General features: G+C 63.9%; 18 protein-coding genes and 1 pseudogene. 8 read left to right on the top strand and 11 right to left on the bottom strand.

Annotated elements, in window-relative coordinates:
* Positions 1 to 20 precede the first annotated feature (20 nt).
* Positions 21 to 407 (bottom strand): I78 family peptidase inhibitor, encoded by a 387-nt coding sequence (locus Q5Z11_RS20385; RefSeq protein WP_303748084.1) that lies wholly within the window; start codon positions 405 to 407, stop codon positions 21 to 23.
* Between the two features lie 116 nt (positions 408 to 523).
* Between Q5Z11_RS20385 and Q5Z11_RS20380 the strand changes: the two genes are divergently transcribed.
* Complete coding sequence (locus Q5Z11_RS20380; RefSeq protein ID WP_303748083.1) at positions 524 to 1,543, top strand: DNA topoisomerase IB; 1,020 nt, start codon at positions 524 to 526, stop codon at positions 1,541 to 1,543.
* 8 nt (positions 1,544 to 1,551) lie between these two features.
* On the opposite strand, the gene Q5Z11_RS20375 is transcribed toward Q5Z11_RS20380, so the two are convergent.
* A complete protein-coding gene (locus Q5Z11_RS20375) occupies positions 1,552 to 1,881 on the bottom strand; it encodes a hypothetical protein (RefSeq protein ID WP_405051630.1) in 330 nt (109 codons plus the stop codon).
* 435 nt (positions 1,882 to 2,316) lie between these two features.
* Here Q5Z11_RS20375 and Q5Z11_RS20370 point away from each other — a divergent pair, with 435 nt between their 5' ends.
* From Q5Z11_RS20370 to Q5Z11_RS20360, 3 genes are all read left to right on the top strand, one after another.
* Positions 2,317 to 3,432: a saccharopine dehydrogenase family protein gene (locus Q5Z11_RS20370; RefSeq protein WP_303748082.1), complete on the top strand. Its 1,116-nt coding sequence runs from the start codon at positions 2,317 to 2,319 to the stop codon at positions 3,430 to 3,432.
* Positions 3,433 to 3,529: 97 nt separating this feature from the next.
* Complete coding sequence (locus tag Q5Z11_RS20365; RefSeq protein ID WP_303748081.1) at positions 3,530 to 3,916, top strand: BlaI/MecI/CopY family transcriptional regulator; 387 nt, start codon at positions 3,530 to 3,532, stop codon at positions 3,914 to 3,916.
* A gap of 3 nt (positions 3,917 to 3,919) precedes the next feature.
* Entirely contained in the window at positions 3,920 to 5,749 is a 1,830-nt protein-coding gene (locus tag Q5Z11_RS20360; protein ID WP_303748080.1) for a M56 family metallopeptidase, read from the top strand.
* Between the two features lie 183 nt (positions 5,750 to 5,932).
* Here the strand turns inward: Q5Z11_RS20360 and Q5Z11_RS20355 are convergent.
* From Q5Z11_RS20355 to Q5Z11_RS20345, 3 genes and pseudogenes are all read right to left on the bottom strand, one after another.
* Positions 5,933 to 7,069, bottom strand: a pseudogene (locus tag Q5Z11_RS20355) (ribonuclease H-like domain-containing protein); the annotation flags it as partial.
* The gene (locus Q5Z11_RS20350) at positions 7,021 to 9,504 is read right to left on the bottom strand and encodes a DEAD/DEAH box helicase (protein WP_303748079.1); all 2,484 of its coding nucleotides are present in this window, start codon (positions 9,502 to 9,504) and stop codon (positions 7,021 to 7,023) included. The gene Q5Z11_RS20350 and the pseudogene Q5Z11_RS20355, both read right to left, overlap by 49 nt.
* A gap of 130 nt (positions 9,505 to 9,634) precedes the next feature.
* Positions 9,635 to 12,136, bottom strand: coding sequence for an IgaA/UmoB family intracellular growth attenuator (locus Q5Z11_RS20345; RefSeq protein WP_303748078.1), 2,502 nt, complete (start codon positions 12,134 to 12,136; stop codon positions 9,635 to 9,637).
* Between Q5Z11_RS20345 and Q5Z11_RS20340 the strand changes: the two genes are divergently transcribed.
* The 3 genes from Q5Z11_RS20340 (at position 12,068) to rlmF (ending at position 14,449) form a co-directional block, all read left to right on the top strand.
* Entirely contained in the window at positions 12,068 to 12,568 is a 501-nt protein-coding gene (locus Q5Z11_RS20340) for a hypothetical protein (protein WP_303748077.1), read from the top strand. The two genes, Q5Z11_RS20345 and Q5Z11_RS20340, sit on opposite strands and share 69 nt — an antisense overlap.
* Before the next feature lie 76 nt (positions 12,569 to 12,644).
* Positions 12,645 to 13,307, top strand: a complete 663-nt coding sequence (gene tmk, locus Q5Z11_RS20335) for a dTMP kinase (protein ID WP_303748076.1) — start codon at positions 12,645 to 12,647, stop codon at positions 13,305 to 13,307.
* Between the two features lie 161 nt (positions 13,308 to 13,468).
* Positions 13,469 to 14,449, top strand: coding sequence for a 23S rRNA (adenine(1618)-N(6))-methyltransferase RlmF (gene rlmF / locus Q5Z11_RS20330; RefSeq protein WP_303748075.1), 981 nt, complete (start codon positions 13,469 to 13,471; stop codon positions 14,447 to 14,449).
* A 163-nt stretch (positions 14,450 to 14,612) separates the two neighbouring features.
* Here rlmF and Q5Z11_RS20325 read toward each other — a convergent pair whose 3' ends face one another.
* Positions 14,613 to 15,794, bottom strand: a complete 1,182-nt coding sequence (locus tag Q5Z11_RS20325) for a DUF3667 domain-containing protein (RefSeq protein WP_303748074.1) — start codon at positions 15,792 to 15,794, stop codon at positions 14,613 to 14,615.
* A 177-nt stretch (positions 15,795 to 15,971) separates the two neighbouring features.
* Positions 15,972 to 16,421 carry a nuclear transport factor 2 family protein gene (locus Q5Z11_RS20320; protein WP_405051629.1) on the bottom strand — a complete coding sequence of 150 codons (450 nt, stop codon included), beginning with the start codon at positions 16,419 to 16,421 and terminating at the stop codon, positions 15,972 to 15,974.
* A 197-nt stretch (positions 16,422 to 16,618) separates the two neighbouring features.
* On the opposite strand from Q5Z11_RS20320, the gene Q5Z11_RS20315 reads away from it, so the two are divergent.
* Entirely contained in the window at positions 16,619 to 17,398 is a 780-nt protein-coding gene (locus tag Q5Z11_RS20315) for a PIN domain-containing protein (protein WP_303748073.1), read from the top strand.
* A gap of 131 nt (positions 17,399 to 17,529) precedes the next feature.
* Here the strand turns inward: Q5Z11_RS20315 and Q5Z11_RS20310 are convergent, their stop codons facing one another.
* The 4 genes from Q5Z11_RS20310 to Q5Z11_RS20295 all read right to left on the bottom strand — a co-directional run bounded on the left by Q5Z11_RS20310 (position 17,530) and on the right by Q5Z11_RS20295 (position 21,703).
* The gene (locus tag Q5Z11_RS20310) at positions 17,530 to 18,957 is read right to left on the bottom strand and encodes a short-chain fatty acid transporter (RefSeq protein WP_405051709.1); all 1,428 of its coding nucleotides are present in this window, start codon (positions 18,955 to 18,957) and stop codon (positions 17,530 to 17,532) included.
* Positions 18,958 to 19,092: 135 nt separating this feature from the next.
* Positions 19,093 to 19,719, bottom strand: a complete 627-nt coding sequence (gene ycaC, locus Q5Z11_RS20305) for an isochorismate family cysteine hydrolase YcaC (RefSeq protein ID WP_303748072.1) — start codon at positions 19,717 to 19,719, stop codon at positions 19,093 to 19,095.
* Between the two features lie 178 nt (positions 19,720 to 19,897).
* Positions 19,898 to 20,587, bottom strand: coding sequence for an isochorismatase family protein (locus Q5Z11_RS20300; RefSeq protein WP_303748071.1), 690 nt, complete (start codon positions 20,585 to 20,587; stop codon positions 19,898 to 19,900).
* Positions 20,588 to 20,836: 249 nt separating this feature from the next.
* Positions 20,837 to 21,703 carry a pirin family protein gene (locus Q5Z11_RS20295; protein WP_303748070.1) on the bottom strand — a complete coding sequence of 289 codons (867 nt, stop codon included), beginning with the start codon at positions 21,701 to 21,703 and terminating at the stop codon, positions 20,837 to 20,839.
* Positions 21,704 to 21,784: the final 81 nt, after the last annotated feature.

Genomic DNA, 21,784 nt, shown 5'->3' with positions numbered 1-21,784 from the left:
AAGGCTTTGGCGCTGCCAATTCAGCCGCAGCGGACGCCGCTGATGGTGCCCTTGTCGTCGATTTCGATGTTCAGGCGCTCGCCGATGAACTCCATCGTGACCGGCTGGTTGGGCTTGAGCACGCGCACGTCGGTGGCACCGGCGTCTTCCTTGGCCTGGGCCTGCATGGCCTCGCTGTAGGTCTGGCCGACCAGACCCTGCACCTGGCTGGCGTCGCAGGCGCCCGGCGGCGGTGTGGCTTCAGCGGGAGCGGCAGCGGCCTCGGCGGCCTGCTGTGATTGGTTCAGTGCCTCATCCTGTTCTTCCGGGGCCGGCTTTGTGCAGGCGCTCAGGGCCAGCAGCAGTGCAGCGGTGGCAATCAGGGCGGCGGGGCGGCGCAGGGCGCGCGGCGTCGACGGGAATTGCATCGGAACTCCAAGCTATTGAGGGACGAGCCAAGCATATCGCCAAGTGATGGCCATGTTGACGCTGCGTCGCAAAGCACTGCGCGATACTCCGCCACCGTTTATTTGCTGGAGCAGCGATGGCCGCGACATCGGCAGGGTCTGCGTTGCGTCATAGCCATGATGGCGAACCGGGCATTCTCCGCCAGCGCGCCGGGCGCGGCTTCCGCTATGTGGATGCGCGTGGCAAGACGGTGCGGGCGCCGGCTACGCTGGAGCGCATCAAGCGTCTGGCGATTCCGCCAGCCTATACCCAGGTATGGATCTGCGCGCAGGCCAACGGCCATCTGCAGGCCTGCGGTCGCGATGCGCGTGGCCGCAAGCAATACCGTTACCACCCGGACTGGGTACGCACCCGCAGTGACAACAAGTTCGATCGCATTGTTGCATTCGGCAAGGCATTGCCAAGCCTGCGCCGGCGCGTGCGCAGCGACCTGGCCTTGCCCGGCCTGCCACGCGAGAAGGTGTTGGCGATAGTGATTGCGGTGATGGGCCGCACGCTTGCCCGCATCGGCAACGATGCCTATGCACGCGACAACCATTCCTATGGGCTGACCACGCTGCGCAACCGACATCTGGAACGTGCTGGCCAAGGCAAGGCGCGGTTGCGCTTCCGTGGCAAGTCTGGCCAGGCGCAGGCCATGGTCATCGATGACCGGCAACTATCGGCGCTGGTGCGGCGTTGCCAACAACTGCCGGGACAGCTGTTGTTCCAGTACCGCGACGATGACGGCAAGGTGCGGCCGGTAAGCTCAAGCGACGTCAACGATTACCTGCGCAACGCCACCGGCGCTGACTTCAGCGCCAAGGATTTCCGCACATGGGGTGGCACGCTGGTGGCGTTGCGTGAACTGGCCCAGCTGCCGGTGCCCGAAACCGGTGGCGAGCGCGCGCTGAGCGCATCGCAGAACCAGGTGATCGCCGCGGTGGCGGCGATGCTGGGCAACACCCCGGCGGTGTGCCGCAAGGCCTATATCGATCCCTGTGTCTTCGACGGCTGGCGCGACGGCAAGCTGAGCGCGATGCAGGCCCTGCGCGGCCCCCGCCAATGGGAGGCCGCGGCACTGCGTTTCCTGCGCGCCGCACATCGGGCAGGCTGAGCGCGGGCTCAGCCGCAGCGGATGGCGGTGATGTTGTTGGTGCGGCCGACTTCGATGGTCAGGCGCTCACCGCCTGTCGATGCCTGGGTCTGGATGGAGGCCGCGCTGTCGGGTTGGTCGTTGCCGCGCACTACCTGCACCTGCAGGCTGTCACTGTCCACGCGGGCACGTTCCACGGTATCCGGCCCGGCGGCAAGGCCGACTGCCCCGCGCACCATGTCGGTATGGCATTGGCCGGAGATGACGCCATCGATGGGTTGCACCTGGCTGACCTGGGCAGTGCTGCAGGCAGTGGCGGTGATGGCGCTGAAACAGGCGATGACCAGCATCCGGTACATGGCGGACTCCAAGCGGTGGTATGCATGCAGGGTGCTGTTGTTTGTGTAAGAGGAGCATGAAGAGCGCCACTCGCTCCCTCCCTTGCGCAAGGCGCAGGGGAGGGCTGGGGAGGGGTGATGTTCGCTGGAACAACAAACAGCCAGCGCAAGCAACGGCCAAAGCCACCCCCTCCCAACCTCCCCCTTGGCTACGCCAAAGGGGAGGGGCAAAAGCCCCCTCCCTTGCACGAAGCGCGGCGGACCTGCTCCCTCCCTTGCGCAAGGCGCAGGGGAGGGTTGGGGAGGGGTGCTGTTCGCTGGAACATCAAACAGCCAGCGCAAGCAACGTCCAAAGCCACCACCTCCCAACCTCCCCCTTGGCTGCGCCAAAGGGGAGGGGCCAAGCAACGCTCCTCTCGTCGATAATCTGTATGGCAATCCACACAGGAAGATCCGATGTCGCAGCAGGAAAGCTGTCGTGTTCTGGTACTCGGCGGCTACGGCCACTTCGGTGCGCGCATCGTGCGTGCGCTTGCCATCACGCCGGGCATCACCGTCATCGCCGCGGGCCGCAATCCAATGCAGGCAGCAGCCAATCTGCCTGGTGTGGATCTGACGAAAATCGAACTGTGCAGGCTGGATACCGCTGCGGCTGATTTCGAAGTACAGCTGGCGGAAACACGGGCGGCACTGGTCATCCACACCGCCGGTCCTTTCCAAGGCCAGGGCTACGACGTGGCTCTGGCCTGTCTGCGCGCCGGCATGCACTACATCGACCTGGCCGATGGTCGCGATTTCGTCGCGGACTTCCCGCAGCAACTGCAGGCCTTGGCCGAACAGACACAACGCAGTGCGATCAGCGGCGCCAGCACCTTGCCGGCGCTGTCCAGCGCAGTCGTGGACGCACTCGCCCCGCAGTTCGATCAACTGCACAGCATCGACATGGTGATCGCACCCGCGCAGGCCACGCCCCTGGGCATGGCCACGGTGCGCGCGGTGCTGTCGTATTGCGGCAAGCCGTTCGAGTGCTGGTTGGATGGTCGCTGGCAGACCGTGGTCGGCTGGGCTGATCCGCAGCCGGTACGCTTCGCCCGCATTGGTCCGCGCCTGGCTTCGCCCTGCGATGTGCCGGACCACACATTGCTGGTGCAGCGCTATCCAGGCGTGGCGACCGTGCGGTTCCGCGCGGCGCTGGAGTTGCCGTTTCTGTCGCGTTGCCTGGCTGCGATGGCCTGGCTTCGCCGCATTGGCCTGCCATTGCCGATGGAAGCCTTGGCCGGCGTGTTCGCCCGAGCAGGGCGCTGGTTCGACCGTTTCGGCACCGATCTGGGCGGCATGCGCATCACCTTGCGTGGCCAACGTGGCGGCCTGCAGCACACCGTGCATTGGGACCTGACCGCGCCAATGCTGCACGGCCCGGAGATTCCGACCTTTGCCGCCGTGCTGCTGGCGCGCCGCTTTGCCCGTGGTGAGGCGCTACCGATCGGTGCCCATGCCTGTCTCGGCCTGTTGAGCCTGGCCGAGTTCGAAAGCGAGTTCGCGCGCTGGCAGATCGACAGCGCAATCAGCTGAATCATTCAGCCTTGCAGTGTGCAGGGTGCCATCCGGGCTATTGACTACAAATGTAGGCAGATCTACCGTGACGACAAATGTAGTCACGGAGACGGCCATGCGCCGCAAGACCATCGGGGACCAGGAACTGGCCCTGTTGCAGTACATCGGAGAGAACGAACCCACCAGCGTCGGCGAGGTTGCCGCGCGCTTCGGTGAGGCCCGCGGGCTGGCCCGGTCCACCGTGCTGACGATGATGGAGCGCCTGCGCACCAAGGGCTATCTGCAGCGCGAGCAGGACGAGGGCGTGTATCGCTACCGCTCCACCGCCGAGCAGCAGGAAGTGGTCAACGGCGCGGTTGGCAGCTTCGTCGAGAAGACCCTGCAGGGATCGATCTCGCCGTTCGTGGCGTGGATGTCGGAGAAGGCCGAGGTCAGCGACAACGAACTGGCCGAACTGGAAGCGCTGGTCAGCAAGCTGCAGTCGCAGCGCCGGGAGGATTGAGCCATGTCGATGACGCTTGAGTTGTTGGGCAGCCGCCTGTTGGCAACCAGCGTGCAGACCGCGCTGTTGGCTGGTCTGGTGTGGCTGCTGTGCCGCTACGTTCGGCGCCTGCCGGCCAGCACCCAGTGTGCGCTGTGGTGGCTGGTGGCCGTGCAGGCCGTGGTTGGCCTGTTCTGGGCGTCACCGCTGGAGCTGCCGCTGCTGCCTGCAGTGGAGGCAGCACCGTTGGTTGTGCAGGCTGCTGCAGAAGCTGCGCCGACCACCATCGCGCCAGTCATCGTGATGCAGCCCTTGCCGGTGGACAGCGGCTGGTCATGGAGCCTGGTGTTGATGGCAATGTGGGCCGCCGGCGTGCTGGTGATGGCCTTGCGCACCGCGCTGGCGTACCGCGCCAGTCGTGCCCTGCTGCGTGCCGCGCAGCCCTGCCACGATCACAAGCTCAACGCCGCGCTTGCGCTGGCCGCTGATGCGCATGGCCTGCGCCGCGCACCGCGACTGATGCTCAGCACCGCGATCGACTCGCCGCAGCTGATCGGCCCATGGCGTCCGGTGCTGCTGTTGCCGGCGCGTGGCCTGCAGCGCATGGGCGATGACCAGCTGGACATGGCATTGACCCATGAACTGGTGCATCTGCAACGCCATGACCTGTGGCTGGGACTGGTGCCTGCACTTGCCCAGCACCTGTTCTTCTTCCACCCGGTGGTGCACCTGGCCGCCCGCGAATACGGCATCGCCCGCGAAGCAGCGGTGGATGCAGCCGTGGTCGCCGGTGACCGGCACTGCCGCCAACACTATGGACGCCTGCTGCTGCAGTTGGGCGTCGCCCCCCGGCCCGGCGCTGGTTTGGCCAGCGCGTCGCCGACCTTCCTAAGCCTCAAGCGGAGATTGCTCATGTTGCAGGACACTTCATCTTTCCCGCGCGTCGGTGCGGCCTTGATCATCGCTGCCGTCGCCCTGGTTGGCGTGGCACCGCTGCGGCTGGTGGCGATGCCGGTACCGCCTGCGCCGCCGGCACCACCCGCACCTGTGGCAGCGCCCGTCGTCCCGGTCGCTCCCGTTGCACCGGCAGCACCTGCTGCCCATGCAAAACTGCATCTGGTTGCGGCGGGTGCCGCTGTGCCGGCCGCACCTCCTGCGCCGCCCGCGCCACCGGCACTGGCCGTGCCACCTGCACCGCCTGCGGCACCGGCAGCCCCCGCGGCTCCGTTGCGCACACAGGGAACGATTCACCTCTCCAGCAACCAGAACGCCAACAGCTATGTGCTGATCAAGGGCGACCACAGCGTCATGAATGGTTCCGTTGCGGATCTGCGCGAAGCCAAGCAGTTGGACGATGGCAGCGGCGTGCTGCTGCTGCGCCGCGATGGCAAGCGCTATGTAGTTCGCGACGCCGCCACGCTGTCGCGCTTTGAACAACTGCACGCAGAAACCGTGCGTCTGGGTGAAGCACAGGGCAAGCTCGGCGATCGCCAAGGCAGGCTGGGCGAGCGCCAGGGCGAGATCGGTGAGCGCATGGGCGAGATTGGTGCGCGGATCGGCGCGTTGGCGAGCCAACAGGCGCAGCTGGCGCTGACCTCAGACGGGAGCGCCGATGCGCGCCGCGGTGCGGCCGCTGAAGCGCGTCGCAAGATCGATGAAGCGCGCGAGGAAATGGACAACCCGGCGATGCGTGCGGAGATGGAAAGCCTGGCCGCACAGCAGGCAGCATTGGGCAAGCAGCAGGCCGAGCTGGGCAGGCAGCAGGCAGCGGCCAGCGCCAAGGCCAACCGTGATGCGGATCAGATGATCCGTGAAGCGATCAGCAGTGGGATTGCGCGGCCGCTTGGTGGTTGATGTTCCGGGAGGGTTTGCTGGTGCTTGGCTTTTAGAGCTACAGCAAAAGCACCCCTCCCCAACCCTCCCCTTCGCCTCCGGCGAAAGGGAGGGGGCAAGCTCCGCTCCCTCCCTTTGGCGCAGCCAAGGGGAGGGCTGGGGAGAGGTAAGCGCTTCAAGCAACGACTGACGAGCAACCGAAACTCAGCGCTCCGCCTCCAGTGCCAACTCCGCCCGCTCATCAGCTTCCGCCTGCACCAGGCGCAGGAACAACAGCGCCAAGGTCACCACGTCCTGATGGTTGTGCTCACCAACGCGGCGCAGGTTGCGCGCGCTGCCGCCACGCAGATAACTCAACCACGCCGCAGGCGCTTCCGAACCCGGCAAGTCATCCTCGCGTGCGATGAGCAGCAACTGCCGCTCGATGGTCGCCAGCCGGCAGTTCTCCCAGGTACCGCGATAGCGACGGCGGGTCGGGAACAAAAGATCCACATGGTCCAATGCGGAAATCGGATCACCACGCCGTGCCAGCCGGTAACGCGTCTTCAACAACGGCGCGTCGTAACAGCGGCCGTTGTAGCTGGACAGCACCGTGGTCGGTGACAGCCAGCTCGCGAACAACTCCAGCATCGCGCTCTCCGCACCCATCGTCGACATCATCAGCTGGCGCACGCGCAGGCCGTCGCCGCGCGCTGCATCGTGATGCCAGTCGGCGGCGCCGATCATGAAGGCGCGGGTGCCGGTGCCGCCGGCAAGGCCGGTGGTCTCGGTATCGAAGAACAGCAGGTCCTGTGGCGCGACTGATTCTTCGGGACGCTTGCTGAAAGCCAACGACAGCGGTTGCGTTGGAATCGCCTGCGGGATGAAGGCTTCGATCAGATGCAGTCCGGGTGCGATTTCGGTGCCGGGCAGATCGCGATCAACCGGGCCACGTTCGATTGGTTGTGCAGGAGCGATGGCGCGGTTGCGTGTTGCCAACAAGCGCCGCAATGCAGCGCCGTCCTGCGGTACCGCGGGTTTGTGCTTGATCTGATCGACCCAGCCGAATACCGAGGATTCCTGCTTCGGCTGTTGTTGTAGGAGCGGCGTCAGCCGCGAAGCCGGTATCGCCTCCGAAGCCGACGAAGAGCCAGTTGCATCCGGAGCAACAGGCAATGCTGCAGCGTCCACCATTGGTGGCTTCGCGGCTGACGCCGCTCCTACAACAACTGGGTGCCCCGCTGATTCCGCAGGTGCTGCCGTCGCCAGCCCCGCCTGTTTGCGCAGGGCTTTCAGTTTGTCCAGGCTGATGCTCATGGCAGCAGGTCGACGGCCTCGTCCATGACGATGGTCGGCACCTGATCGCATCGCTCGGCAGACAGCAGCGACAACACGGTCAATGCCAATGAACGCGGTGTTGGTCCCTTGTCATCTTCCTGCGCAGCCAGCACCGGACCAACACAAGCCGGGCAGCCCGCATTGCAATCACAACGCTCCACCAGCTCCAACGCGCGTTGCACCAGCTCGCCCTGGCGCTGCCATAGCGGTTCGCTCAGGCCCACGCCGCCGGGGAAGTTGTCGTACAGGTATACCGTGGGCAAGAAGCTCTGCATCAGTTCCACCGTGGCTTCACCGGCTTCATTGCCGCGCAGCTGGCCGCGGCCGGTCTGGTCGGCAATTGCAAACCAGGCACCATCGCCATTGCCAACCGTTTTCTGCAGATCGCGGGCGTCGGCCATCACCGCGACGGTGGCAACGATGTGCAGTGCATAGGCGGCACCGAGGAAACCATCCAGCGCATCCTGCTTCTGCGCGAAGCTGCGCAGCAGCGTGGCCTGCGGAAGCTGCCACCAGACCGAGGTGGTGTGCAGTTCCTGATCGGGCAGGTTGACCGGGCCGTAGCCGATGTTCTCGTGGGTGTAGTAGCGGATCTTCTTGTAGCCGGCCACGCGTCGCACCACGTGCACTTCGCCGTGATGCGAATCACCACGGCCGGCGCCGTTGCCATCAAAGCGGTCCAGCACTTTGAGCTTGGTGTAGTCGATGCTGTCGGTGTAGTAGTCGACATGGGTACGGGTGACGTAGGCCTTGCGGCCGTCCCAGTCCAGCCGCTCCACCTGGTACGGCGTGCTCTGCACCATGTGGATGGCGCCTTCGTACAGCGTCAGCGCAGCGGCGGAGTAATCTACCTCGGCGATGATCTGCTGCTTGCCATCGCTGCGGTCCACCACCACGAAGTTGCCATCGGCAACCGCGCGCAGGCTCACTGCATTGGCGGGATAGCTGTCGGCGATCCACTCCCAGCGGTCGCCTTCCTGATGCACCACTTCGGTTTCGGCCAGCGCCTGCAGGAATACCAGCGGATCGATCGGCCCGAACGGCTCAGCGGCCAGGAACGGCAGCTCGAACGCTGCGCAGCGGATGTGGTCGAACAGGATCAGCGGCTGGTCCGGTGAAATGCGTGCGTGTTCCGGCGTCGCGTTGGCAAAGAAATCCGGATGCCGCACCACGTACTGGTCCAGCGGCTGGCTGCTGGCGACCATCACGCCGAGCGCGGCCTGCTGACGACGACCGGCACGGCCGAAGCGCTGCCACGTCGCCGCAACGCTGCCGGGGTAGCCGTTGAGGATGACCACGTCGAGCGCGCCGATATCCACGCCCAGCTCCAGCGCCGAGGTGCTGACGATGCCGTCGATGTTGCCGGCGCGCATCGCCCGTTCCACCTCGCGGCGTTCGGTCGGCAGATAGCCGCCACGATAGGCGCGAATGCGGGCCGGCTTGCGCGGGTCGTTGTCGAAGATGTCCTTCAGGTACTTGGTCAGCACTTCCACCATCAAGCGCGTCTGTGCAAACACCAGGGTCTTCAGGCCACTCTTGATCGCGATGCGGGCGATGCGGTTGGCCTGTGAGCGCGCCGAGGCGCGCAGGCCAAGATCCGGGTTGATCACCGGTGGGTTCCACAGCAGCACGTGCTTGGGCCCGGTCGGTGCGCCGGACTCGGTGATCGCATGCACCTTCTCTTCAACCAGCGCCTCGGCATGCGCATGCGGGTTGCCGATGGTGGCCGAGCACAGGATGAATTGCGGTTGCACGCCATAGAACGCACAGATGCGCTTGAGCCGCCGCAGCACGTTGGTGACATGGCTGCCGAACACGCCGCGATAGGTGTGGATCTCGTCGATCACCACATAGCGCAGGTTCTCGAAGAACTGCGCCCACTTGGTGTGATGCGGCAGGATCGCCTGGTGCAGCATGTCCGGGTTGCTGACCACGATGTCGCCATGCAGGCGGATCGCCTGCCGCGCATCGCCGGGCGTATCACCGTCGAAGGTGAAGGCCTTGACCCCAAGATCGCCGGCGCGGTTGAGCTCCAGCAGCTCGGCCACCTGGTCCTGCGCGAGCGCCTTGGTCGGGAACAGGTACAAGGCCTTGGCATTGCCCTGCATCGCCGCGCTTACCACCGGCAGCGTGTAACACAGCGATTTGCCGGAGGCGGTGGGAGTGACGATGGCGACGTGCTCGCCGCGCTGGCTGGCGTCCCAGGCCTCGGCCTGATGCGAGTACAGCTGCTCGATGCCGCGCGCCTTCAATGCCGCTTTCAGCGCCTCGGGCACATCATCCGGAATCGGCGCATAGCTGCCTTCGCGGCCGGGAATGGTGAAGCTGCCGGTGACCCGGTCCTTGTAGCGGCGGGCCAGGCGCTGGCCGAGCAGCGAGCCGTCACGCGATGGCAGGCCATCGGTGGTTGCCAGCGCCCGTTCGCTGGCTTCGGTGCGGGGAGCGAGGGAAAACGCCATGCACGGACTGCCGATCAAAGAGCGCCATGGAAGCACATCGCCGTCTCACGGGCTGAGACGGCGGGCTATCCGGCGCATGGGGTGCTTTGATCGCGGAGTCCAGTTCAGGTCACGATCATTGCCCCAACACTCAGAACAGCAATGGCTGGCCCGGCGGAGGCCGCTTGCGCAGGTCCTCGTTCAAGGCCGCGCGCCGGCGCTTGGCATTACGCACGCCGATGACCAGTCGTGGTAGCTGGCTGCCGACCAGTGCCAAGCTGAGCAACAACAGCAGGGTGCCGCCGATGGCGGAAGGCGTTTTGTCCGGGTCGCCGTCCAATGCCGACAACTGCAAGCGCAGGCCACCATTGTCCTTTGTCGTACCGATGACGCGGGCATTCACTTCAAACGGTGACTCGCTGCCGAGCAGCTGTTGGGTGCGAGCCCATTGTTCCAGTAGACCGTTCGAGCTGTACTCGTCATCGCTGCCGTAGCCACGATCGGCACCGCCATCTGTCGCTGAAGGAGCAGCAGCGCGCTCATCCAATGCCAAGGTCACGCCGCCTTTGCCCTGATCCAGAATGCGCGTGGTTTGCTGGGCCAGCGCATGGGCGATGTCTGCAGCGGCGAAATCACGGGTGAGCCTGCGGACGGCATCTACGTCACCCGGGTTGAGTTCGATGGAATTGAAACTGCGCGGAAGATCGCCCAGCTTTCGCAATTCACTCGCGAGTTCAGGCCAGGCGGTCAGCCGCCGGCTCCCGCTTTCATCGTGGACTTCCAGTTGCAGAGTGCTGGCAAGCGAGGCTTTGAGCGCTTCGCATTGGTTGGACGAGGTTGTGCAAACGGTCTCCAGCAGGGCAACCAGATCATGCAGGCCGCTGACTTCCAGGGTGGACGGAGAGGCACCGAAGGGGTAGCCGCTTGCCCCCGCCATCATGGCGGCGAGCATCGCGCGCGAACTGGACGTGCGTGTCTGCAGGTAATCACCGGAATACAGCGCCATGAGCGCTGGATCCAACTTGAGTGAGCCCACCTTGACGGGGCTGCCACCCCAGCGGATCTGCTTGCAATCGGCGCTGGCAATCATTTCGCCAGAGTCATCGCGCTGCATCGCGGGCGCGCAATAGCCGCTGCCGGAGATGCGCAGCGTGTCGCCTGTAGATGGTGGGTCCTGTAGCAAAGACTGTGCGCTGGTATCTTCACGTACGGTGCCTGGCATGATTGCGGCTACGCTGGCTTTCAGCTCCGAAACCGGTCCATCGCTACCCAGCAGGGCCAGAACCAAACCAAGCGCCCCCACCAAGGTCAGTAGCAGCGGCGTGCGCCAGCGGGCTTCGGGGAAGCGCCGTTGCTCGTCTTCCAGCGACCAGCCATCACCCAGACCCAGAACCCGGCCATCGCCACGATCCACTTCAATTTCAACCGACTCGCCTGAGGTGATGCGACCGCTGTTCTGCCAATGCTCGGGCAGTTGCAGCTTGAGACTGTCGCCGAGAAGTGCGTGCTTGTTGACCACGGCGGCATTGTTGGCGGTGCGTTGCGAAAAAATAAACAGTGGGCCATTGGCGCGATCAACCTTGCGCTGCACGCGGGTGTCTGTACGTGGGCGGCGCAGCACCAGAAAAGCGCCTGCAAGCACGCATACCAGCCCGCAGATGATGAATATCACCTGCGCGGTATGTCCCAGTCGACATGCTCCAAGCCACAGCAGAATCACGGCTGCAAGCCAGGCCAATGCCAGCGGCCTGTTCCAGCGCTGCCGCAGGCGTAGATGTGCTTCGACCGGGGTTTCAGTGCGCTGGCGCAGCCATTCCACGCTTTTCTGTACCGGGAGCGATGGAGTTTGAGTCGGGTCGCTGTTGGTCAAGTCAGAAGAAGACTTGGATTCTGCGGAAACTGCCGTTGGCATAGTTACTGTCGGGCCACTGGCGGCACGTTGCCGTCCCGAAACCACGTCGAAGCCATTCAGCGTAACGACGATGGCGATGTTGCCGGAGATGACAACCTCGGCTTCGTTGTCGCTCTCCAGGAAGTCTGCGGCGTCGTAGGGCAGCAGGACAGTCACATCATTGATGGTGTCGTGCATGGTGGTGCCGCTATTGATGCTGACCCCATGCTGGCGGTAAGGCCCTTTCAGGATGCGGACCTCGGAAAGGAACAGCAGCTTCTCCGCAACTTTCAGTGGCTCAAGGGCGGCGGCTTCCTGTTCCGTCAGCTGGCGTGTCACCGGTGCCGTGCGCAGCACCATCAAGGCGTCGTGGTTGTTTGAACGCCTTGACTGATAGATGAGATAGCTGACGAGGGCGAAGCCCAGAAGAAGTATCTTTACAACAATGTAGAAGCTCATGAGTGCAACCCTTGCCTGGTTGTCACACTGAACTGCGCGTATGCGCTTGCCATCCTGACCATCGTTCCTCCTATGAACTGATCGGTGAAATCCATTTTTTCCTTTGAATGTAGCCGGCCACCGTGTCGCTAAATGTGAATAGACAACACGAGTGCCGCGGTACCCGCTACGAAATTTGAAGGTCGCGTCGGTAAAATCGTACAGCTTGAGACCGTCATGATAGGACTGGCAGGGATGCGGCGATATAGGTCGATACTCGTACTGATAGGCGCATTGGTGTGTGTGACCGCGCAGGCACAGCAAGCGCCTGCACCGCCTACCGCAGGATCCGCCGAGCCGCATGAGGTGACCACGTCGACAGATCAGGCCACCCAGACTGCCGCAGGGGAAGGCAATGTCACCACCCTGGGCGAAGTGCGTGCGATCAAGCCCGAGGACGACGAGCCGCTGGACCTGTACCGCTTCAAGAACCCGGTGCAGGCCGCCCCCAACCGTTTCAGCAAGAACTGGAGCGAGCCACCTACGCCTGAGCAGGTCGGCATGAGCGGCGGCTACCTGATGATGGGCATCGGCTACGGCTTGATGAAGGCCGCGCAGGGCCTGAACAAGATCACCGGCGGACCCGACCAGATCCAGTCCGCCATCGCCCGACCACCGCCGGAGCTGAGCGAGGACGAGCAGCGGCGGGCGGCCGAGTACTGCGCCATCAACGGCTGCATCGTGCCCGAGCGCTGATACCGGGCTGTTCCCGGGATGGCGGCAGCGGCGCCAGACCAACCGATATCGGTCGGTTCCGATTAAAGTAGCGCCCATGGATAAACAACAGATTCCCGGCGGCCTGCTCATTGCCATCGAAGGCATTGATGGCGCTGGCAAGACCACGCTCGCCCACACCCTGGCCCAGCACCTGCGCGCTGCAGGGGCTGAAGTGGTGCTGGGCAAGGAACCGACCAACGGCCCCTGGGGCACCCGCCTGCGCGCCACTGCCGCCACCGGCCGGCTGAGCCCGGAGCAGGAAGTCGAATACCTGCTGCACGACCGCCGCCAGCACGTGGAAGAGGTGATTGCCCCGGCCCTGGCCCGTGGCGAGGTCGTCATCCTCGACCGCTACTTCCCGTCGATGGTCGCCTACCAGGGCGCCGCCGGTCTGCCGCTGGACGAGATGCTGCAGGCCAATGATTTCGCGCCGCGCCCGAACCTGCTGCTGTTGCTGGACCTGCAGCCGGAGCAGGGGCTGGAGCGGATCCGCGCCCGTGGCGACAAGCCCAACCACTTCGAGACCGTGCAGAACCTGGAGCGTTGCCGGCTGATCTTCCAGCAGCTGGATCTGCCCAACAAGCAGGTCATCGATGCCAGCCGCAACGAAGCCGAGGTGCTGCGTGATGCGCATGCGGCGATTGCCGCGGCCCTGGCGCTGCGTGTGGGTGAGGATGGCGCGCAGCTGCTGCAGAACGTGCAGGGTTTGAAGCTGTAGAAGGCTGTTGAACCTGTAGGAGCGGCGTAAGCCGCGAAGCTGACAATGCCTCAGGTGCAGGCAGTACATGTCATCTGCTGCCGTACGTGCTTCGCGGCTTACGCCGCTCCTACAAGCACACCGATTGCCCTGGTTCGTCACCCCTAGCACCCAACAAGAACATGATCTCCCGGCCACAACGCTCGAACAGGCAGGCAGCGGCACAGCCGCTGCTGCATCCCCGCAACCGCCACCAGGGCCGCTATGACCTGGTGCGGCTGGTCGCGGCGAACCCGGCATTGCGTGCATACCTGGTCCGGACCCCGGCTGGCAGCGACAGCATCGATTTCAGCAACCCGGCTGCCGTGCGCGAACTCAACCGCGCGCTGCTCGCCAGCGACTACGGCATCCAACATTGGGATATTCCGGACGGCTATCTCTGCCCGCCGGTTCCGGGTCGGGTGGATTACCTGCACGGTCTGGCGGATCTGCTGGCTGCAGACAATGACGGTGCAATTCCGCGTGGACCCGCGGTACGCGCGCTGGACATTGGTGTTGGCGCCAACTGCATCTATCCGCTGTTGGGGCAGGCCGAATACGGCTGGCGCTTCCTTGGCAGTGATATCGATGCGGATGCCTTGAAGGCGGCAAACGCAAATGTGCAGGCCAATGGCCTGGGCCAGCTCATCGAACTGCGCCAGCAACATGCACGCGGCAACCTGTTCGCCGGCCTGCTGCAGGCCGATGAGCGTTTCCACCTGACCCTATGCAACCCGCCGTTCCACGCATCGGCGAAGGAAGCGGCACAGGGCAGTCAGCGCAAGCTGCGTAATCTTGGTGGCGCCCAGGCACGCACCAGCAAGGCGCCCGCGCTCAACTTCGGTGGCCAGGCCAACGAGTTGTGGTGCACCGGTGGTGAGGCATCGTTCCTGCGCCGGATGATCCGCGAGAGCGTGGATATCCAGCATCAGGTGCTGTGGTTCAGTTCACTGGTGGCCAAGAGCGAGCACCTGGCTGATATCCACAAGCAGCTGGCCAAGGTTGGTGCGGCCGAGGTGCGTGAAGTGGCGATGGCACAGGGCAACAAGCAGAGCCGCTTTGTTGCCTGGAGCTTCCACTCAGCTGCTGCGCGCAAGGCGTGGCTGCAGGCAACGCAGGCCTGAACCATCAGGCCGTAGCCCGGGTAAGCGCAGCGCACCCGGGGAGCGGGCTGCAGGAAGTCCTTCAGAACATGCGCCAAAAGCCGCGGGTGCGCTGCGCTTACCCGGGCTACATGAGTCAATCACGCTCTGCTGCAGTGAGCAGCGCCGTGGTGTCAAACCGGCTTCAAGCCGACACGCCGGCCAGCACCGCGTACATCACCACGAAGGTGACCAGGAAGAAATAGATGAAACCGATGAAGCTGTAGCGCAGCAGCGTCAGGATCGGGTTGCCACCGTAGACGCGCTGCTGCATCCAGAACAGATATACCGGCACCGACAGCCACAGGAACGCGTACACCCAGCCGCAGATCGAGCTGACCACCGCATTGCCGATCGCACCACTGATGCCGGCGATCAGGAAGGTGGTCAACAGCACCAGCATCAGCCAGCAGTGGCTGTACAGCGCCACCACAAGGTGTTCGAGGTAGCCCATCGGCCGCCGCAGGATGTAAGCGGCGCGAAGCACCAGCGCGAAGATCGGCATCAGGAAGAACAGCGCGCCGGGCAGCGAGGTCAGGATGGCCTGGACATACAGATCGGTCTTGTTGCCCATGCGCTCGACGTTGGCCTGGCCATTGGCCAGGCGACGGTTCAACCAGTTGCTGACGAATTTCGGCCAGCCCTCCAGCACGATGGGGTTGGTCTCGGCATCCCAGGGTTTGCCGTTGACCGGGACATTGATGAAGACAGCCTTGTTCTCGGCGCTGACGCGGTCCGCTGCGTCGTTGGCGCGCGCCAGCGCCGAGTCGGTTGCGCTGCCTGTGGACGGCTGTGCCTTTGCCTCGAGCTCGGCGGTGCGCTGTGCAGCGGATGTGTTGATCGCCGCCACGGCCATGGCCAGCGCTGCAGCGGCGGCTGGATTCGCCTGCTGCTGTTGTTCAATCTGCGCCACCTGGGCAGTACGCACGGCTTCCACCTCGGCCACGGTCTGTGCCTTGGCGAAGGCCGGATCGGCATTGCTGCCGGTGCCGAAGTCATCGGAATGCAGGGTCAGCTTGCCGACGAAGAAGGTGAACAGGGTGAGGATCACGAACAGCCGCAACGGCTGCACATAGCCGACGCGCTGGCCCTTGAGGAAGTTGACGGCGATGCGGCCCGGCACCAGCAGATCGCGCAGGGTGCGGAAAATGCGCCCATCCAGGTGCCAGAACGATTCGAAGACTTCCTCGACCGCATGGCCGAAGTTCTTCAGCGGGTTATGCGCCGACTGCCCGCAGCCATGGCAGTAGTGGCCCTGCAGCGGCGTGCGGCAGTTTTCGCAGGCACCGTATTCGGAAGTGGAATGCACGACTTCGGTCTGGCTCATGGCTGGCGCGGGCGGCAACGGTTGGAAGCCGCATACGATAGCGGGGTTTGCGGGTTCTGTTCAGTATCAGTTCAAGAAAAAATCAAAACGAAGCAAAGCCCCTCTCCCGCCTGCGGGGGAGGGGTTGGGGTGGGGGGAAGCTCCTGGCTCGTAGACCCCAAAGCCCAACCCATGCACTCAAGAACCCCGCACCTTCCGATGCCACAACGCATTGACGATCACCCAGCGCCCATCAAACCGGCCCATCTGCAGGTGATCGATGAACCACGGGCTCTCCAGCCGCACCGTGGCGATGTCCTCGTCCACCTGCAGCACCGTCACCGTCCGCTGCCACTGCTCGCGCGGCGTCTTCAGCGCGCCCTCGCGGGTGAAGCGGATCAGCTCGTCCGAGCTCATCCGGCCCAGGCCCAGGGTTTCATTGGGATTGGTAACCACATTGCGCTTGGCCAGGTCCGGGTGCAGCGCCCGCGTCACCCGCGCGACGTCGCCTTCCAACTGCCCGTCCATATAGTCGTAGGCCGTCGCCTCGATGGCCTGCAGGGTGGCGGCGTCCGGAGGCGCCGCAGCGGCGTTGCCGGCGATGCACAGCATTCCCACAACAAACACGCGTAGTGCAGCTGACAGCATGGCCGGCTCCTGATGGGTGGTGGCTGGGGAATCGTGGCAGTTACTGATTTGGATGCAATGGGCTGGAGGTCATTTGTCGTTCTACCGAAATTGCATCGAAAGCAACGAACTGAATGTGTTCAGTTCAAGGGTGTGGTTTGGCAAACGGGCAATGCTGGGCGAAGATCCGAAACAGGGCAGCAGGGGAATTGCAGGGAATGCAGATTGAAACTATTGCGAAGCTGGTGCCGGTAGAGAACCGGCGCATCAACTACGTGTTGGTCGATCACGAGAACGTCCAGCCGACCGATCTGAATCTGCTTGATCGTGAGGATGTCCGTCTCTGGGTATTCGTTGGTGCCGCGCAGACCAAACTGTCGTCGGAACTGGCAATCCAGATGCAGGCGATGCGCGAGCGTGCCGACTATGTGCGGATATCCGGGAATGGTTCCAACGCCTTGGATTTCCACATCGCCTTCTATATTGGTCAGTTGGCGGGAGTAGATCCACGTGGATTTTTCCACATCATTTCCAAGGACACTGGATTCGATCCTCTGGTCCAGCATCTGAAGACGAAGAAGATTCTTGCATGCCGCTCGGCAGCGGTTGGTGATATGCCGCTGTTCAAGCCTGTGCTGGCTAATGCTCCGGTTGCACCTGCACCTGCACCTGCACCGACGGCGTCAGTGAAAAAAACTGCAAAGGCCGTAACGATCGTGGTTGAGAAGGCGCCGCCTCCAGTGAAGAAAGCCGTGGTTTCCGTGCCCAAGAAAGCAGTGCAGGCGAAAGCGATGACCGCGGCAGAAAAGCTCGCTCGAATGAAAGAGCTGCTGACAAAGGCAAAAAGTGGACGGCCTGGATCTTTGGCTGCGCTGAAGAAACATATCGCGGCGCACTTCCAGAACAAGATTGACAGTCAAGAAGTCGAGGTCCTGATCGCCGGTCTGAAAAAAGCAGGCACAGTGAAGGTGGTCGGTACCAAGGTGGTTTTCAGCTGACTTGTGCTGTTGGTGCCATATTGCTGTTGGATGATTCTGGCTTGGAAAGCTCCTGCCGAGCATGGCTCGGCACTACAAAAGAAACGCCACGCTTTGCGTGGCGTTCTGCTTTCAACAATTGCGATAACCCATCAAGGCATTACAGGCGGCGTATAGGCCAGCGTCGCACCCAGCGCCCACAACAGCAGCAACACCAGCGGGGTGTGCACCAGCAGCTGCACGAAGGTGAAGCCGATCAGGTCGCGGGCCTTCAGGCCGAGTACGCCGAGCAGCGGCAGCATGTAGAACGGGTTGATCAGGTTGGGCAGAGCTTCGGCGGCGTTGTAGATCTGCACCGACCAGCCGAGGTGGTAATGCAGTTCATTGGCCACCTGCATTACGTACGGGGCTTCGATGATCCACTTGCCACCGCCGGAGGGGATGAAGAAGCCCAGCACCGCCGAGTAGCTGCCCATCAGCAGCGCGTAGGTGTCGTGGCTGGCGATCTGGGTGAAGAAAGTGGAGATGATGTGGGCCACGCTATGGCCTTCGCTGCCGTTGACCGTGGTCATGATGGCGGCGATGGAGCCGTACAGCGGGAACTGGATCAGCACGCCGGTGGTCGACGGAACGGCGCGCGAGACCGCATCGAGGAAGCTGCGCGGTCGCCAATGCAGCAGCGCGCCGGCCATCAGGAATAGCAGGTTGTAGGTGTTCAGTCCGGAGATCGCCTGGATCGCCGGCTTGGTGCTGAACTCGTGGATCAACCAACCCGCAGCCAGCGCCACCAGCAGCAGGATCAGCAGCGGGCTGTGCTCCAACCACTCGCCGGGGCGGGTGGGCTTGGCCTTGATCGGTGCCGCATCGCTCATGACGTCCACGCCGCAATCAGCGGCATCGCGCGCCGAGTTGGCGGCCGGTGCGGTGACGTAGGCAATGATCAGCGATACCACCACCAGCGCGGCCAGCAACACGCCGGACTGCCACAGGAAGATGGTTTCGGTGAACGGGATGACGCCGGTGATCGACAGGATCGACGGCGGCAGGCTGGCCGGGTTGGCCTGCAGCTGTGCGGCCGAGGACGACAGGCCCAGGGCCCATACCGCACCCAGGCCGAGATACGCAGCCGCACCGGCGGCGCGGTAATCCATCTTCAGCTCACTGCGGCGTGCCAATGCACGCACCAGCAGGCCGGCGAACACCAGGCTCAGGCCCCAGTTCAACAACGATGCGGTCATCGACACGATGGCGACCAGTGCGACCGCACTGCGGCCGTTCTTCGGCACGCGGGCCAGCCGATCGATCAAGCGTGAGGCCGGGCCGGAAGACGCCACCACATAGCCACCGATCACCACGAAGGCCATCTGCATGGTGAAGGGGATCAGGCTCCAGAAGCCGTCACCGAAGGCCTTGGCGGTGTCGGTGGGGGCGGCGCCAATGGACAGCGCCGCCAGGGAGACAGCGGCCAGGGCGAGGGCGGCGAACACCCAGGAGTCGGGGAACCAGCGTTCGGCGAAATTCGCACAGCGGATCGCAAAGCGCGCCGAGGCGGTGTCTTGGGTAGTGGGCTGCATGGGGATACCGTGGGAGAGCAACCGGGGGACGGTAGCGCGGCAGCGGCGATGCGGGGAACTGGACCTTCGGATAGTGCCTGCGTATTCATGCAAAGACGCCGCCGGTGGGCTGGCGGCGTCCTTGTGGCTTGGGCGCTGGCCTTACTTGCCGGCAGTCAGCGTGGTGTAGCTGGTGATCAGGTTGCGGTAGTCGGGGATGTGGTTGGAGAACAAGGTGCCCAGGCCTTCCACGTCGTTGCGCCAGTCACGGTGCAGCTCGCAGGCCACGCCGAACCAGGTCATCAGTTGTGCGCCGGCCTGTTCCATGCGGCTCCACGCGGCCTGCTGGGTCATGCTGTTGAAGGTGCCCGAGGCATCGGCGACAACGAATACCTCGAAGTCCTCGGCCAGCGCTGACAGAGCCGGGAACGCCACGCAGACCTCGGTGACCACGCCTGCAATCAGCAGCTGCTTCTTGCCGGTGGCCTTGACTGCCTTGACGAAGTCCTCGTTGTCCCAGGCATTGATCTGGCCGGGGCGGGCGATATACGGCGCATCCGGGAACAAGGCCTTCAGCTCCGGCACCAGCGGGCCGTTGGGGCCGTTCTCGAAACTGGTGGTGAGGATGGTCGGCAGCTTGAAGTACTTGGCGATATCGGCCAGCGCCAGCACGTTGTTCTTGAACTTGTCCGGGTCGATGTCGCGGACCAGCGACAGCAGGCCGGTCTGGTGATCGACCAGCAGGACGGCGACGTTGTCTTTGTCGAGGCGGGTGTAGGGCTTGCTCATGGGAGGCTCCGATGTTTCCTTCTCCCTCCGGGAGAAGGTGCCCCGAAGGGGCGGAAGAGGGTGCGGTTGCGCACTGCTGTGACGCTGAAAGAATTGGATGGTTTGTTTATCGCTGGCTTCGGTCTGCCCTCACCCCAACCCCTCTCCAGCGAGAGAGGGGCTTGCTCAGTGGCTTGCTTCAGCTGCGTTGCGAATCCAGCTGCTCGTGGTTGGTCACAACGTCCTGTGCCTTGCTGTAGCTCTCGATCAGCAGTTGGTAGTTGGGGAAGATGTTGGTGTACGCCTGCGCCCATTCGGCGGCGTCTTCGCGGTTCCAGGTCTTCTGCAGCTCGGAGGCGACCGCAGCCACGTCGATCACCACCACGCCGGCCTGCATCATCCGCGCCAGGGTGATTTCCTGTGCCTGCTTGGAGTAGGTGCCGGAAGCATCAATCACCGCGAACACCTGGTAGCCATCGGCCACCGCTGCAATCGACGGGAATGCCATGCACACGCTGGTGATGGTGCCGGCGATGATCAGTTGCTGCTTGCCGGTGTCCTTTACGGCCTGCACGAAGTCGGGGTTGTCCCAGGCGTTGATTTCACCCTTGCGCGCCACGTATTTCGCATGCGGTGCGTTCTGGTGGATCTCCGGAATCAGCGGGCCGTTCGGGCCCTGCGGCACCGAGGCGGTGGTGATCACCGGGATCTTCGCCAGCGAGGCCAGTTTGGCCAGCGTCGAGGCCAAGCGCCGCAGCGTGGTGAACGGCATGTCGTGCACGGTCTGGAACAGGCCGCTCTGGTGGTCGATCAACAGCATCGCGACGTTGTCCGGATCGATGACGGGTTTTGCGCCGTTGAAGTTGGCTACTTGAGGGAAGGTATACATGGCGAGACTCTCTTGCTCTGGATGGCATCGCACCGCGCAGATTGCAGTGGTGCAGGAAGAGATGACCGGGGCGTGCCCTGTCATCGGGGATTTCGCGGCTGTTTGTTTGGTGTTGGCTTCGTTCGCCCTCACCCCAACCCCCGCTCCGCGCCCCTGCCCTTGCGCTGGCGCAAGGGCGTTCGATGGGCAGCGAACCGATGGTTCGCAAGCTGCCCCTCTCACCCCGCTTACGGGAGAGGGGCTTGAGCATTACGCTGCGATCTGGCCGAAGCGGCCGGCGTTGAAGTCGTCCATCGCCTGACGGATTTCTTCCTGGGTGTTCATCACGAACGGGCCGTAGCCGGCGATGGGTTCGTCGATCGGTTCACCGGCCAGCACCAGCACGGTGGCGTCGGCATTGGCTTCCAGCTGCACTTCGCCGGCCTGCCGGTCGAACAGCACCAGCTGGCCTTCACGGGCGACCTGGCTGCCGTTGAGCAGCACGGTGCCGTGCAGGATCACCATCGCCACGGTGTGGCCCTGCGCGAACTGCAGGGTGGTGTGCTGGTCACGCAACAGGCGCATATCCCACACGTCCATCGGCGTATGCGTGCGGGCCGGGCCGCGCTGGCCGCCGAACTCACCGGCGATCACCCGCACCGTACCGGCACCATCGGCCAGCGGCACCACCGGGATGTCGGCATTGCTGATGTTCTGGTAGCCCGGCGTGGACATCTTGTCCTTGGCCGGCAGGTTGACCCATAACTGCACCATTTCCAGCTTGCCGCCACGCTGGGTGAAGGCTTCGGAATGGAACTCCTCATGCAGGATGCCGGAGGCAGCGGTCATCCACTGCACGTCACCCGGGCCGATCTCGCCACCGGCGCCGGTGGAGTCGCGGTGCGCCACTTCACCGTCATAGACGATGGTGACGGTCTCGAAACCGCGGTGTGGATGCTGGCCGACGCCGCGTGGGGTCTGCGCCGGCTCGAACTCGGCCGGGCCTGCATGGTCCAGCAACAGGAACGGACTGAGCTGGCGTCCATGGGTGTTGTACGAAAACAACGAACGGACCGGGAAGCCATCACCGACCCAATGCGGGCGGGGCGCGCTGTACAGGCCACTGATCTTCTTCATCTGTCTGCTCCTTGGGCGGCGCGGTGTGCGCCGGCGTTGGAGTGAAGATTAGATTTGGGACGATAACCCCGGTAGACGGTA

The sequence above is a fragment of the Stenotrophomonas sp. 610A2 genome (genome assembly GCF_030549615.1).
Taxonomy (GTDB): Bacteria; Pseudomonadota; Gammaproteobacteria; order Xanthomonadales; family Xanthomonadaceae; genus Stenotrophomonas; species Stenotrophomonas pigmentata.
This window is presented reverse-complemented; position numbering and strand designations above follow the sequence as displayed.

What these genes read in the sequence shown, in the direction of transcription:
- Q5Z11_RS20385 (WP_303748084.1), bottom strand. Translation starts at nt 407, where the DNA reads ATGCAATTCCCGTCGACGCCGCGCGCCCTGCGCCGCCCCGCCGCCCTG.
- Q5Z11_RS20380 (WP_303748083.1), top strand. Translation starts at nt 524, where the DNA reads ATGGCCGCGACATCGGCAGGGTCTGCGTTGCGTCATAGCCATGATGGC.
- Q5Z11_RS20375 (WP_405051630.1), bottom strand. Translation starts at nt 1,881, where the DNA reads ATGTACCGGATGCTGGTCATCGCCTGTTTCAGCGCCATCACCGCCACT.
- Q5Z11_RS20370 (WP_303748082.1), top strand. Translation starts at nt 2,317, where the DNA reads ATGTCGCAGCAGGAAAGCTGTCGTGTTCTGGTACTCGGCGGCTACGGC.
- Q5Z11_RS20365 (WP_303748081.1), top strand. Translation starts at nt 3,530, where the DNA reads ATGCGCCGCAAGACCATCGGGGACCAGGAACTGGCCCTGTTGCAGTAC.
- Q5Z11_RS20360 (WP_303748080.1), top strand. Translation starts at nt 3,920, where the DNA reads ATGTCGATGACGCTTGAGTTGTTGGGCAGCCGCCTGTTGGCAACCAGC.
- Q5Z11_RS20350 (WP_303748079.1), bottom strand. Translation starts at nt 9,504, where the DNA reads ATGGCGTTTTCCCTCGCTCCCCGCACCGAAGCCAGCGAACGGGCGCTG.
- Q5Z11_RS20340 (WP_303748077.1), top strand. Translation starts at nt 12,068, where the DNA reads ATGCGGCGATATAGGTCGATACTCGTACTGATAGGCGCATTGGTGTGT.
- tmk (WP_303748076.1), top strand. Translation starts at nt 12,645, where the DNA reads ATGGATAAACAACAGATTCCCGGCGGCCTGCTCATTGCCATCGAAGGC.
- rlmF (WP_303748075.1), top strand. Translation starts at nt 13,469, where the DNA reads ATGATCTCCCGGCCACAACGCTCGAACAGGCAGGCAGCGGCACAGCCG.
- Q5Z11_RS20325 (WP_303748074.1), bottom strand. Translation starts at nt 15,794, where the DNA reads ATGAGCCAGACCGAAGTCGTGCATTCCACTTCCGAATACGGTGCCTGC.
- Q5Z11_RS20320 (WP_405051629.1), bottom strand. Translation starts at nt 16,421, where the DNA reads ATGCTGTCAGCTGCACTACGCGTGTTTGTTGTGGGAATGCTGTGCATC.
- Q5Z11_RS20315 (WP_303748073.1), top strand. Translation starts at nt 16,619, where the DNA reads ATGCAGATTGAAACTATTGCGAAGCTGGTGCCGGTAGAGAACCGGCGC.
- ycaC (WP_303748072.1), bottom strand. Translation starts at nt 19,719, where the DNA reads ATGAGCAAGCCCTACACCCGCCTCGACAAAGACAACGTCGCCGTCCTG.
- Q5Z11_RS20300 (WP_303748071.1), bottom strand. Translation starts at nt 20,587, where the DNA reads ATGTATACCTTCCCTCAAGTAGCCAACTTCAACGGCGCAAAACCCGTC.
- Q5Z11_RS20295 (WP_303748070.1), bottom strand. Translation starts at nt 21,703, where the DNA reads ATGAAGAAGATCAGTGGCCTGTACAGCGCGCCCCGCCCGCATTGGGTC.